Genomic DNA, 12194 nt, shown 5'->3' on the forward strand with positions numbered 1-12194 from the left:
AAGTAAGAAGTCAAAAGTTGAAAGTATTCAACGCGATAAATATCAGCATCTTATGAGAATAACATCATTTTATAGAATCCCCTTCAAAATCAAGCGAAAGCGAATTTACACAATAACGAAGCCCTGTTTCTGTAGGTCCGTCGTCAAAAACGTGACCTAAGTGACTTCCACAGTTAGCGCATAGAATTTCTCTACGCAACATTCCGTGAGATTTATCTAATTTTTCGACGATTTTTCCTTCTTCGATTTCTTTGTCAAAACTCGGCCAGCCACAGTGTCCGTCAAATTTGGATTCGGAAGTGAAAAGCGGTTCGCCGCAGCCACCGCATTTATAAGTTCCTTCTTCGAAGTGCATATTATATTCGCCGGAAAAAGGTCTTTCAGTTCCTGCTTCACGCAAAACTGCGTATTGGTCGGGCGAAAGATCTTGTTTCCATTGTTCGTCGGTTTTTTCTATTTTGAATGTATTTTGTTTTGAATTTTCCATTTTAGTTTCTTTAATAGTAGGTTTGGAACAAGAAAATAGGATGAATAATATTAGGACTGAATGTTTCATAATGAGGCTAACTTCTTATTGTATAGCAAAATTCCTTCCGAAATTTGATTTTCATTCAATAAAATGTCATGTTTACAATTTCCGATTCCATTCAGTAAACTAAAACTTATCTGATTATTTTGATTTTTCTTATCATGTTTCATCAGATCAATTAAATCAGGAATTATTTCTTCCTTAATTGTCTCTTTTGCAAATAATTGAGTAATATTTGTGAAAATTTCATCCAATTCTGAAAGTGAAATCATTTCATTTTCAAAACTTAAAATCGATTCTACCAACATTCCAATAGCAACTGCTTCTCCATGCAAATAAGGAAATTCAGTTTCAAGATAATAACTTTCAACTGCATGTCCGATGGTATGTCCGAAATTCAGGATTTTTCTTAATCCGGATTCAAACGGATCTTTTTCAACGATTTCCATTTTTATTTTGACCGATTCCTGAGTCAGTCTATGAAGAATTTCTCCTGTAAAACCTTCAATTTGATGAATGCTATCCCAATGTGATTTCTGATAAATCAAACCATGTTTCATCATTTCTGCCAAACCCGAAGTCAATTCTCTTGGTGGTAAAGTCAATAAAAATTCTGAAAAAACCAGCGTCATTTTCGGTTGAGAAAAAGTTCCGATTTGATTTTTCAATCCGGCAAAATCAATTCCTGTTTTTCCTCCGACAGAAGCATCAACCTGTGATAAAAGCGTTGTAGGTACATTTATAAAATCAATTCCACGTTTGAATGTGGAAGCGATGAATCCGCCCATATCCGTAATAACTCCGCCGCCCAAATTGATAAGCAGACTGTTGCGGGATGCACCCAATTCTGTAAGCGATTCCCAAACATTCGCAACGATTTCGATGACTTTGTTTTCTTCTCCCGGTGGAATTTCAATCACTTCGATTTCTGCAACTGCCTCCAATTCACCCAAAAACAAAGGAAGGCAATGTTCATGTGTGTTGGAGTCCACAAAAATGAAAATTTTGGAGTAATTTTTTTCAGTCAAAAATGAATTTAGTTCAAGAAAGATATTATCGAATAAAATAGGTGCTTGTTTCATGTTACAAAATTAAATTTTCATTTTGTTTGCGCGTTAAATATTCATTAGAATAAAGTTTATTAACATATTTTTATAAATTTGTTGGAAACTACATATTTGATGAACATCGTCTTATTTGATGACAAAGAATGGGAAAACCTTCGACCGCTTACACTAAATAAACCTGTTTCTGAATTGAGAATGGGTATTTTGACCTTCAAAGAACGATGGGAGAAGCTAATAGAAGGAAATTATAGTTATTTCACACAAGATTATCTTTCAGAAAAATTTGAATTAAATGTTTCAGATGAAAATTTATTTATCAATCCATCATTTTTTCCAAATGAAAATCTTTTAAGTTCAATTCGAGATTTAAAGAAAAGTGAGAGTATTTGGTTTGAAAATCAAATGATTGCGGGAAATTTTTCATTAGAAGAGTTTGAAGCAAGAAATCAATCAAATCAGAAAATAGATTTAAAAGAAGAAGTTACATATATCAATCATTTATGGGATTTATTTACATATAATGATAAAGCGATTCAGTTTGATTTTGAATTAATTACAAAAGGAAGAAAATCTCAGCCGGTTTCATCTACAAATGGTGTTATCAATCCTGAAAATATATTTTTGGAAGAAGGAGCAGTCGTAGAATTTGCAGTTCTAAATGCAAAGGAGGGGCCAATTTATGTTGGCAAAAATGCTGAAATCATGGAGGGTTCTCTGGTGCGTGGAAGTTTGGCTTTGTGTGAAAATGCAAAATTAAACCTAGGGGCGAAAATTTACCCGGGAACAACCATCGGACCTTATTGCAAAGTCGGAGGCGAAGTCAATAATTCGATTCTGATGGGCTATTCCAACAAAGGACATGACGGTTTTTTAGGAAATTCTATCTTGGGCGAATGGTGCAATTTAGGTGCAGATACAAATAATTCTAATCTGAAAAATAATTATTCCGAAATTAAAGTTTGGGATTATGAATCAAAAGATTACATCGATACAAGACTCCAATTTTGCGGATTGATGATGGGTGATTATGCAAAATCTGCCATCAATACACAATTTAATACCGGTACGGTCGTTGGTATTTCCGCCAATGTATTCGATGCAGGCTTCCCGCCTAAATTTATACCATCATTTAGTTGGGGCGGAGGAAAAAATTCAGCTAAATTTGATTTGGAAAAATCTTACGAAGCAGCAGAAAAAATGATGGAAAGACGAAAAAAAATATTAACAGAAAAAGATAAAAGAATTATTGAATATATTTTTCAATTAACTGAATATTAATGATTACGAAAGACAAATTAAAAAATAATTAACTTATTTGTGAGAAAAGTGTTGATAATCATAACCTGAAAAATGGTTAGTTTCACAAAAAGTACTAAATTTGCCGATTGTAAGTAAAGAACAAAATGTAATGACTGGAACTTATAATAGCGTTTTGGAATTGATAGGTGATACACCTATCGTAAAACTAAACAAAATAGGCCAGGGAATTCCAGGCGAGGTTTACGCTAAGTTAGAAAGTTACAACCCCGGACACTCGACCAAAGATAGAATCGCGCTGCACATCATTGAAGAAGCGGAGAAATCAGGATTATTGAAACCAGGAGCTACTATCGTTGAAACGACATCAGGAAATACCGGATTTAGTGTGGCTATGGTTAGTATTTTGAAAGGTTATAAGTGTATTTTGGCTGTTTCGGATAAAACCAATGACGAGAAAATAGCTTACCTAAAAGCTTTGGGAGCGAAAGTTTTTATCTGTCCTGCTAACGTAGCAGCAGATGACCCTCGCTCTTATTATGAAGTTGCAAAAAGAATCGCCGCTGAAACCCCGAATTCAATTTATATCAATCAATATTTCAACTTAAAAAATATTGAAGCGCATTACGTGACGACAGGTCCTGAAATCTGGAAACAGACCGAAGGAAAAATAACGCACTTAATTGCTTGTTGTGGAACTGGTGGAACGCTTTCAGGTTCAGCAAAATATTTGAAAGAACAAAACCCTGAAATCAAAATCATCGGCGTAGATGCTTATGGTTCGATTTTGAAAAAATACCACGAAACCGGAGAAGTTGACAAAAATGAAATTTATCCATACAAAATTGAAGGTTTAGGAAAAAATTTAGTTCCCGAAGCGACTGATTTTAGTTTGATTGATAAATTTGAAAAAGTAACCGATGAAGAAAGTGCATACCGTACAAGAGAAATAGCTTTGAAAGAAGGAATCATGGGTGGTTACACTTGTGGTGCAGTAGTTCAGGCTTACAGACAATTGGCTGCTGATTTCAAAGAAGGAGACATCGTTGTTTTAATTTTTCCTGATCACGGTTCCAGATACATCACAAAAGTTTTCAGTGACAGCTGGATGGAACAACAAGGATTTACCAACAGCCGCTTGAATGGATTGGAATCAAACGCAACCATTCAACACATTAAATAAGAAATGTATTTAATAAATATATAAAAACAAAATGCTCCCGTTACAGTGGGAGCATTTTTACATTAATAATAAACTAATCAAAATATAATTAAATGGATATTTTTGAAAGAATTAAAAAGAATCCTGGTCCATTGGGTCAGTTTGCAGATTATGGAGAAGGATATTTCATCTTCCCTGAATTGGAAGGTGAATTAGGACCAAGAATGAAATTCAAAGGGAAAGAGGTTGTAGTTTGGAGTTTGAATAACTATTTAGGTTTGGCAAATCATCCTGAAGTGAGAAAAGCAGATGCTGATTCTGCAGCAAAATACGGTATGGCTGCGCCAATGGGAGCCAGAGCCATGACTGGTCAGACAAAATACCATCAACAATTAGAAAATGAATTGGCTGAATTTGTAGGTAAAGAATCTGCTTATTTATTAAATTTCGGATATCCGGGAATGGTTTCTGCAATTGATGCTTTGGTTTCCAAAAATGACGTAATCGTTTATGACATTGAATGTCACGCCTGTATCGTTGACGGCGTTCGTTTGCACTTTGGAAAAAGATTTACTTACCAGCACAACGATATCGAAAGTTTACGTAAAAATTTAGCTCGTGCTACAAAAATCACTGAACAAACAGGAGGTGGGATTTTGGTAGTTACCGAAGGAGTTTTCGGAATGATGGCTGAACAAGGGAAACTGAAAGAAATCTGTGATTTGAAAAAAGAATTTGATTTCAGATTATTGGTTGATGATGCGCACGGATTTGGAACTCTAGGTAAAACGGGAGCAGGAGCAGGAGAGGAGCAAGGATGTCAGGATCAGATAGATGTTTATTTCTCAACTTTTGCCAAATCAATGGCAGGCTTTGGTGGATTTTTTGCGGGAGATAAAACTGTAATTCGTTATTTACAATACAATTTGCGTTCGCAGATTTTTGCAAAATCTTTGTGTATGCCTATGGTAATCGGAGGGTTGAAACGTCTGGAATTATTAAGAAATAAACCTGAGTTAAAAGATAAGCTTTGGGAAAATGTAGAGAAAATCCAAGCTGGATTGAGAGCTAAAAATTTCAACTTAGGATTGACTAATACACCAGTTACACCGATTATTTTAGAAGGAAGCCCAATCGAAGCCACTTTGATGTCAAAAGATTTGCGTGAAAACCATGGTGTTTTTGTATCGGTTGTCGTATATCCGGTAATTCCAAAAGGAACAATTATTTTCAGGATTATTCCAACTGCTGCGCATACTGATGAAGACATCGATTATACCTTGAATGCTTTTGATGCAATTCGTGAAAAATTAGATTCAGGATATTACAAAAAAGCAGCTGAAGATATGGATGTAGATTATGTCCAATATTAATTAAAATTAATTTTTCTAAAATATAAAAACCGCTTTGAATCTTATTTCAAAAGCGGTTTTTCTTTGTAAGTAAATGTAATGGAATTTTTAATTGACAGGAACTATCTGTACGTCTAATTTTTGGTTAGTGTTTGTAGTATTTACAAATCCTTTAGAGAAAACAGAATAGATTTTTCCATTTTCCAATCTGATTTCTTTTGTAAACAAAGTATCCTGTGTTTCAGTACTAATTAAGTATAAATCTTTATTAATCAATTCATTGATCTGAACGAAAGAAGTGGCTTGTTTATAATTTAAGTTACCAACTGGTGCCTCAATGCCTTCAATCGCAATTGTCAATTGTGGCGCATCAGGAGAAAGTTGAATAAATCTCAAAGAACTTTTTCCAGCTCCTGGAGCTACTAAAGCATCTTCATAAGCAACTAATTCTAAATTTTCAAATTCATTCACAGCAAAAACACTATATCGTTTATCTTTCATGACATTCATCGAAATCGTATCCAGGTCACTGCCACTCCCTGAATTTACTTTGATTTGGTGTGTTCCGGCCTCCATAGTCACATAACCGAAAAATTGAGAATAATTAGTCGAATTCTGATTAATTAATCTGTCATTCGAATAAAATCTTACTCCGTTTGAATCAGGAGAAACATTAAAAAATGCAACAAAACCTGCATCTTGTACCACCGGAAGCTCATCATCATTGTTCAGGCAAGAGGTCAATCCTATTGTTCCAAATAAAACAGTTCCTAATACTCCCAGTTTTTTTAAATCTAACTTCATTTTCTTTAAATATTAATTTAAACTATAGATGTAATTTTCTCAAAAGGTTGCGTAATACATGACAAAATCACTTGAATTAATTCAATTAGAATTGTTAATTTTACCCTTTCAATTTTAAAATAAAAAATTACAATATGAATTCATACGATGTAACGGTGATTGGTTCGGGACCCGGAGGTTATGTAGCAGCCATTCGTGCTGCTCAATTAGGTTTTAAAACTGCGATTATTGAAAAAACAAGTTTAGGTGGTACCTGCCTCAATGTCGGCTGTATCCCGTCAAAAGCTTTGTTGGATTCGTCTGAACATTACCACAATGCCGTTCACAATTTTGCTGCGCATGGTATCGATGTAGAAGCTCCGAAAGTGAATTTCTCTCAAATGATTCAACGCAAAAGAGAAGTAGTTGATGCCAATGTAAAAGGAATTGAATACTTAATGGGCAAAAACAAAATCGAAGTTCACAACGGAATTGGTTCTTTCAAAGATGCTACACACGTTATCGTAACCAAAGATGACGGTTCCACAGAAGAAATCGAATCAAAATATATCATTGTAGCCACAGGTTCATATTCAACTGAATTACCTTTCGCTAAAACAGATAAAGAAAGAATCATTACTTCAACTGAAGCATTGGAATTAAAAGAAATTCCAAAACATTTGATTGTAATAGGTGGAGGGGTTATCGGTTTGGAATTAGGTTCTGTTTATTTGAGATTAGGTTCAGAAGTTACTGTTGTAGAATTCATGGATAGAATCATCCCTGGTATGGACGGTGCTTTGTCAAAAGAATTGACCAAAGTATTGAAAAAACAAGGAATGAAATTCCACACTTCAACCAAAGTTACAGAAGTTACAAATAATGGTGGTGGCGTAACTGTAAAAGCCGAAGATAAAAAAGGCGAACAGTTGACTTTCGAAGGAGATTACGTCTTGGTTTCTGTAGGTAGAAGTCCTTACACACAAGGTTTAAGTTTAGAAAATGCAGGCATCGAAACAGACGAACGCGGAAGAATCAAAACCAATTCCCACTTACAAACCAACGTTGCAAATGTTTACGCAATCGGTGACGTAGTTGCCGGAGCCATGTTGGCTCACAAAGCAGAGGAAGAAGGTGTTTTGGTAGCGGAGCAATTGGCAGGTCAAAAACCACATATCGATTACAACTTGATTCCGGGAGTAGTTTACACTTGGCCGGAGGTAGCCGCAGTTGGGAAAACTGAGGAGCAATTGAAAGAATCAGGAGCCAAATACAAAGTAGGAAGTTTCCCTTTCCGCGCCTTGGGTAGAGCCCGAGCAAGCATGGATTTGGATGGGTTTGTGAAAATCTTGGCTGACGAAGCAACTGACGAAGTGTTAGGAATCCATATCATCGGAGCGCGTGCAGCCGATTTGGTTGCCGAAGCCGTTGTCGCTATGGAATACCGCGCGTCTGCTGAGGACATCGCACGCATGAGCCACGCACACCCGACCTTTGCCGAAGCGATGAAAGAAGCTGCTTTAGATGCGACTGCAAAACGTTCGATTCATTCATAAAAATTAAATTCTAATTTTTTGTAGCTATTCCCGCTTTTCGTTGCAATCTTTTTTGTTTTCAAAAAAACAAAAAAGGATTTTCACTTCAATCGGGGCTATGAAGGCATGAAATAAAAACTAAATAAGTAACAATATAAAACGGACACCTCCATTATCGAAGTGTCTGTTTTTCATTTAAAATAACTTAGAACCAATTAAACACACATCTGCAAGTTCAGAATAAACCTTAGTAAGTTCGGAATGAATGTTAACATGCTTTTAATCACTCTAAACAAGCTCAAACATTCCATTTCCAAAACAATTTCCAGCCTATCAACTCAAAACTCAAAATCACACAAACCAAAACTAACAACTTTACAATAAAAAAGAGGCTCATCCCGAAAGACAAACCTCCTAATTAATGATAATATTTTAAAATTATGATTCTTTATTCAACATTTTTGCAATCATTTTCCAGATAAACAACAAAATAAGTGCACCTAGAATTGTGAAAACCCAGTCCATAAAACTAAAAAAGTTCAATTCTCCATCAGAATCCATCCCCAGCCAAGAGCGCATACTATGACCTAAATAAGCACCTACGATTCCGATCAATGCTGTTACAAAAAATCCTCCCGGATCCTTTCCCGGCATAATCGCTTTTGCAATTCCGGCAGCAATTAAGCCAAACACCACATAAACTAAAAAACTCCATACGCCGTCAATAGCGCCGAAAAGTAATACAGACATTGTTTCCATAAATAATTAAGATTTTGATTAAGTTCAAATGTAATGATTTTTATCATAATTCTTAAAATTTTTAACAATATTGCTTTAACCTTCTATTTTCCAAATAAGCTTACTTTTGCAGATAAATTTTTAAAACTCCATTATGTCACTTATAAAATCAATATCAGGAATCCGGGGAACCATCGGCGGAAAAATCAATGATAATCTTACCCCAATCGATACCGTAAAATTCGCAGCGGCTTATGGAACTTGGTTAAAAACCAATTCCGGAAAAGAAAAATGCAAAGTAATTATCGGTCGTGACGCCAGAATTTCAGGTCAGATGGTAAGCCAGTTGGTAAGCTCAACCTTGCAGGGATTGGGAATTGATGTAGTAGATTTGGGATTGTCAACAACACCGACAGTAGAAGTAATGGTTCCTCATTTTCAAGCCGATGGTGGAATTATTTTGACGGCAAGCCACAATCCAAAACAATGGAATGCCTTGAAATTATTAAATGCCAAGGGCGAATTCGTTTCCGGAAATGATGGTGCTGAAATTTTGAGAATCGCTGAAGCAGATGAATTCAATTTTGCAGAAGTGGATGATTTAGGAAATTATGAAACTTTTGATGATGCCATCAAAATCCATATAGAACAAATTTTAGCTTTGCCTTTGGTCAACGCAAAAGCAATTGCTGAAAAGAAATTCAAGGTTGTAATTGATGCTGTAAACTCTACCGGAGGAATTTCCATTCCGCCATTATTGGATAAATTGGGAGTTGAATATGTGAAAATGTATTGCGATCCGACCGGACATTTCCCGCACAATCCGGAACCTTTGAAAGAACATTTGACCGATATTTCTAAAAAAGTTATTGAAGAAAAAGCAGATTTTGGAATCGTTGTTGATCCCGATGTAGATCGTTTGGCGATTATTTCTGAAGATGGAGAAATGTTCGGTGAAGAATATACCTTGGTTGCAGTGGCAGATTATGTTTTGGGCAAAGTGGGCTCAGGTACGGTTTCTAATCTTTCTTCTTCCAGAGCCTTACGTGACATCGCTTCCAAACACAACCAAACTTATGCTGCATCTGCGGTTGGAGAAGTGAATGTAGTGGAGAAAATGAAAGAAATCGGCGCGAAAATAGGTGGTGAAGGAAACGGTGGTATCATCTATCCTGAATTGCATTATGGTCGTGATTCTTTGGTTGGAATTGCTTTGTTTTTGAGCCATTTGGCGGAGCAGGAAAAATCTGTGAAAGAAATGCGTGATGCGTATCCAAGTTATTTCATGGGTAAAAAGAAAATCGAATTGACGCCTGAAATCAACGTAGATGAACTTCTAAAAAAAGTAGAAGAAAAATATCAATCAGAAGAAATATCTACTGTTGACGGTGTGAAAATCGATTTTGAAGATCAATGGGTTCATTTACGCAAATCCAATACAGAACCGATTATCAGAATTTATACGGAGGCACCAACGCAGGAAAAAGCAGATGCTTTGGCTGATAGGTTTATTTCTGAATTGTCATCTTTTACTAATTAAAGGAATATTATAGATTACAAATTTGGATTTGTTCATTTATTGTGCAAAACTGAAATAACTCATAGCGGAAAACTTATGCTTTATGCGTAAATTCGTAACATAAATATGGATGACGGATTTTTAAATAATAATGAATTGATTGAACGTTTCGAGCAGATGCTTGACAACAAGCAGAAGTTGTATTTCGATACGGAAGAATTCTACGAAATCATTGCTTACTATTTGGATGTAGGTGACTTGCCTTATGCCAAAAAAGCCATTGATTATGCCATGGATATGTATCCATCTAGCACAGAAATTCAAATCAAAAAATTAGAATATCTTTTATCCATCAACCGCCTGAAAATGGCAGCTTCATTGATTGAAGAATTAAAAGAAGTAGGAGCCAACGATACAGATTTTATCATTTGTATGGCGCGTTTCTGGTCATTGAAAGAAGTTCCGAAAAAAGCCATTCAATATTATGAACAAGCTCTGGAATTTGGTGATGATTTAGAATACATTTACAACTGCATGGGTAATGAATACCTGAATCTCAATGAATTGAGTCAGGCATTGTATTGTTTCAAAAAGGCATTGGAATTGGACTTGGACGATGATTTTGCATTTTTCTCATGTATCCAGTGTTTTGAAGAATTGCATTTGAACAAAGAATGCATTGAATTTCTTTTGCAATACATCGATTTGCGTCCGTACTCAGAAATCGCATGGTCCCAGTTGGGAACGCAGTACATGGTTCTGAAAAATTATGAAGAAGCGCACCGCGCTTTTGATTATGCGACTTTGATTAATCCAAAAGGAATAATGGCTTACACGCAAAAAGCGTTGAGTTTGGAGAAATTAGAAGATTTTGCAGGAGCTATTTCTGTTTACGAAGAAACACTTGAATTAGACGATTCAGCGGCTTATACTTATCTGAAAATCGGTAGCTGTTATATGAAATTGGGTAAACCTTTCAAAGCTTTGAAAGCATTTCATCAATCCATCCACGAAGATCCGCAATTGGATCAAAGTTGGGTAGCTACTTCTGATTTGTATGAAAGTTTAGGGAATTTTGATGAAGCATTATATTATCTGAATCGTGCGATAGATTTGGATTCGTTGAATGTTGACTATTGGAAACGCAGAGCATTTTTGCACATTCAATTGGTGAGATTTGAAGAATCGACTTTGGATTATTACCGATTGGTGGAATTGGAGCCGAATAATTTTTACAATTGGTTGGGATTGAGCGAAACGCTCATAACAATTGGTGATTACCAGAAAGCAATCGAAGCAGTTTATCGTGGGCTGAAACATTTCAACCGTGCTGAATTGTACTATCAGTTGAGCAACTGTTACTATTTGTTGGGCGAAGAAGAAATGGGAGATTCTGCATTTAAAAAAGCTTCTGAAATGAATGCAACGCTTCAGGTAGAAATGTTCAAAAAATATCCGATTCTCGAAAACAAGCACAAAACCACTTCCCGAAAACGCCAGGGAAAAGGAAGTAAATAAGAAAAAACCTTCTTATTCAATTTTACTATTATATAATTGGTTCTTTACTTCAATTTAAAGTAGGTATGAAATTTGTTGGTTAGATTTGTTACAACGCAACTTACAGATGAACTACTTTATCGTCGGAGATATACACGGCTGTTATTATACTTTACGGGAAATGCTGGACAATCACTGGCATTCGGCGGAAGAAAAACTTGTGATTTTGGGCGATTTTGTAAACAAAGGCAAACATACTTTTGCGGTGTTGGAATTTCTGATTAACCTCAAAGAAAAGTTAGGGGAGAAGATGGTCATTTTGAAAGGAAATAATGAATATTTGTTTGAGGAATATTACCGCGATTCCATTACTTTAAGCGCAAAACAGAAGTTTGAGAATTATAATCTGGACTATATACAAACTTTAAATTGGATGAATAAGTTGCCGCACCAATGGCAGAATGGAGTTGTTTATGCAAGTCACGCAGGCGTAGCTGAAGACGCGGATTTTCCGGTGGAAGATGACAATGTTCAAATTTTATTTAACCGAAAACCTTTGAAAAATATTGGTAAGCTTCAGTTTGTAGGGCATGTGGTGATGGATGAACCAAAATTTGATGAAAATTCTGATGCTTGGTATTTAGATACAGGAGCGGGTTTTGGTAAAAAATTGACCGCGGCTCGGGTTGAAAATACGGGGGTAGTCAATGAAATTATAAGTGTAAAAGTGAACGAAAAAGACATTGCGAATTAAA

Annotated in this window: 11 protein-coding genes; 7 read left to right on the plus strand and 4 right to left on the minus strand. The window is 35.7% G+C overall.

Annotated elements, in window-relative coordinates; all coding sequences use genetic code 11:
• Positions 1 to 64 precede the first annotated feature (64 nt).
• Together msrB and aroB are read right to left on the minus strand one after the other, a co-directional pair.
• Complete coding sequence (msrB, locus tag B8977_RS03600) at positions 65 to 487, minus strand: peptide-methionine (R)-S-oxide reductase MsrB (RefSeq protein WP_084016586.1); 423 nt, start codon at positions 485 to 487, stop codon at positions 65 to 67.
• A 65-nt stretch (positions 488 to 552) separates the two neighbouring features.
• The gene (gene aroB, locus B8977_RS03605) at positions 553 to 1611 is read right to left on the minus strand and encodes a 3-dehydroquinate synthase (RefSeq protein WP_084016259.1); all 1059 of its coding nucleotides are present in this window, start codon (positions 1609 to 1611) and stop codon (positions 553 to 555) included.
• A gap of 99 nt (positions 1612 to 1710) precedes the next feature.
• Here aroB and B8977_RS03610 point away from each other — a divergent pair, with 99 nt between their 5' ends.
• The 3 genes from B8977_RS03610 (at position 1711) to B8977_RS03620 (ending at position 5388) form a co-directional block, all read left to right on the plus strand.
• Positions 1711 to 2874, plus strand: coding sequence for a GlmU family protein (locus tag B8977_RS03610; RefSeq protein WP_084016261.1), 1164 nt, complete (start codon positions 1711 to 1713; stop codon positions 2872 to 2874).
• A 130-nt stretch (positions 2875 to 3004) separates the two neighbouring features.
• Positions 3005 to 4036 carry a PLP-dependent cysteine synthase family protein gene (locus B8977_RS03615; RefSeq protein WP_084016263.1) on the plus strand — a complete coding sequence of 344 codons (1032 nt, stop codon included), beginning with the start codon at positions 3005 to 3007 and terminating at the stop codon, positions 4034 to 4036.
• Positions 4037 to 4128: 92 nt separating this feature from the next.
• A complete protein-coding gene (locus B8977_RS03620) occupies positions 4129 to 5388 on the plus strand; it encodes an aminotransferase class I/II-fold pyridoxal phosphate-dependent enzyme (RefSeq protein WP_084016265.1) in 1260 nt (419 codons plus the stop codon).
• A gap of 87 nt (positions 5389 to 5475) precedes the next feature.
• Here the strand turns inward: B8977_RS03620 and B8977_RS03625 are convergent, their stop codons facing one another.
• Entirely contained in the window at positions 5476 to 6171 is a 696-nt protein-coding gene (locus tag B8977_RS03625; protein WP_084016266.1) for a DUF4397 domain-containing protein, read from the minus strand.
• Between the two features lie 134 nt (positions 6172 to 6305).
• On the opposite strand from B8977_RS03625, the gene lpdA reads away from it, so the two are divergent.
• Positions 6306 to 7706, plus strand: coding sequence for a dihydrolipoyl dehydrogenase (gene lpdA / locus B8977_RS03630; RefSeq protein ID WP_084016268.1), 1401 nt, complete (start codon positions 6306 to 6308; stop codon positions 7704 to 7706).
• Positions 7707 to 8123: 417 nt separating this feature from the next.
• On the opposite strand, the gene B8977_RS03635 is transcribed toward lpdA, so the two are convergent.
• Complete coding sequence (locus tag B8977_RS03635; protein ID WP_084016270.1) at positions 8124 to 8444, minus strand: GlsB/YeaQ/YmgE family stress response membrane protein; 321 nt, start codon at positions 8442 to 8444, stop codon at positions 8124 to 8126.
• A 133-nt stretch (positions 8445 to 8577) separates the two neighbouring features.
• Between B8977_RS03635 and glmM the strand changes: the two genes are divergently transcribed.
• The 3 genes from glmM (at position 8578) to B8977_RS03650 (ending at position 12193) form a co-directional block, all read left to right on the plus strand.
• Positions 8578 to 9963, plus strand: coding sequence for a phosphoglucosamine mutase (gene glmM / locus B8977_RS03640; protein ID WP_084016272.1), 1386 nt, complete (start codon positions 8578 to 8580; stop codon positions 9961 to 9963).
• Between the two features lie 105 nt (positions 9964 to 10068).
• Positions 10069 to 11460, plus strand: a complete 1392-nt coding sequence (locus B8977_RS03645; protein ID WP_084016274.1) for a tetratricopeptide repeat protein — start codon at positions 10069 to 10071, stop codon at positions 11458 to 11460.
• Positions 11461 to 11566: 106 nt separating this feature from the next.
• Positions 11567 to 12193, plus strand: coding sequence for a metallophosphoesterase (locus B8977_RS03650; RefSeq protein WP_084016276.1), 627 nt, complete (start codon positions 11567 to 11569; stop codon positions 12191 to 12193).
• The last annotated feature ends 1 nt before the right edge of the window (position 12194 follow it).

This window comes from Moheibacter sediminis, assembly GCF_900176425.1.
In the GTDB taxonomy this organism is placed as follows: domain Bacteria; phylum Bacteroidota; class Bacteroidia; order Flavobacteriales; family Weeksellaceae; genus Moheibacter; species Moheibacter sediminis.

Bases quoted from the DNA above. Each gene is read 5' to 3' on its own strand.
- msrB (WP_084016586.1), bottom strand. From the start codon at position 487: ATGGAAAATTCAAAACAAAATACATTCAAAATAGAAAAAACCGACGAA.
- aroB (WP_084016259.1), bottom strand. From the start codon at position 1,611: ATGAAACAAGCACCTATTTTATTCGATAATATCTTTCTTGAACTAAAT.
- B8977_RS03610 (WP_084016261.1), top strand. From the start codon at position 1,711: ATGAACATCGTCTTATTTGATGACAAAGAATGGGAAAACCTTCGACCG.
- B8977_RS03615 (WP_084016263.1), top strand. From the start codon at position 3,005: ATGACTGGAACTTATAATAGCGTTTTGGAATTGATAGGTGATACACCT.
- B8977_RS03620 (WP_084016265.1), top strand. From the start codon at position 4,129: ATGGATATTTTTGAAAGAATTAAAAAGAATCCTGGTCCATTGGGTCAG.
- B8977_RS03625 (WP_084016266.1), bottom strand. From the start codon at position 6,171: ATGAAGTTAGATTTAAAAAAACTGGGAGTATTAGGAACTGTTTTATTT.
- lpdA (WP_084016268.1), top strand. From the start codon at position 6,306: ATGAATTCATACGATGTAACGGTGATTGGTTCGGGACCCGGAGGTTAT.
- B8977_RS03635 (WP_084016270.1), bottom strand. From the start codon at position 8,444: ATGGAAACAATGTCTGTATTACTTTTCGGCGCTATTGACGGCGTATGG.
- glmM (WP_084016272.1), top strand. From the start codon at position 8,578: ATGTCACTTATAAAATCAATATCAGGAATCCGGGGAACCATCGGCGGA.
- B8977_RS03645 (WP_084016274.1), top strand. From the start codon at position 10,069: ATGGATGACGGATTTTTAAATAATAATGAATTGATTGAACGTTTCGAG.
- B8977_RS03650 (WP_084016276.1), top strand. From the start codon at position 11,567: ATGAACTACTTTATCGTCGGAGATATACACGGCTGTTATTATACTTTA.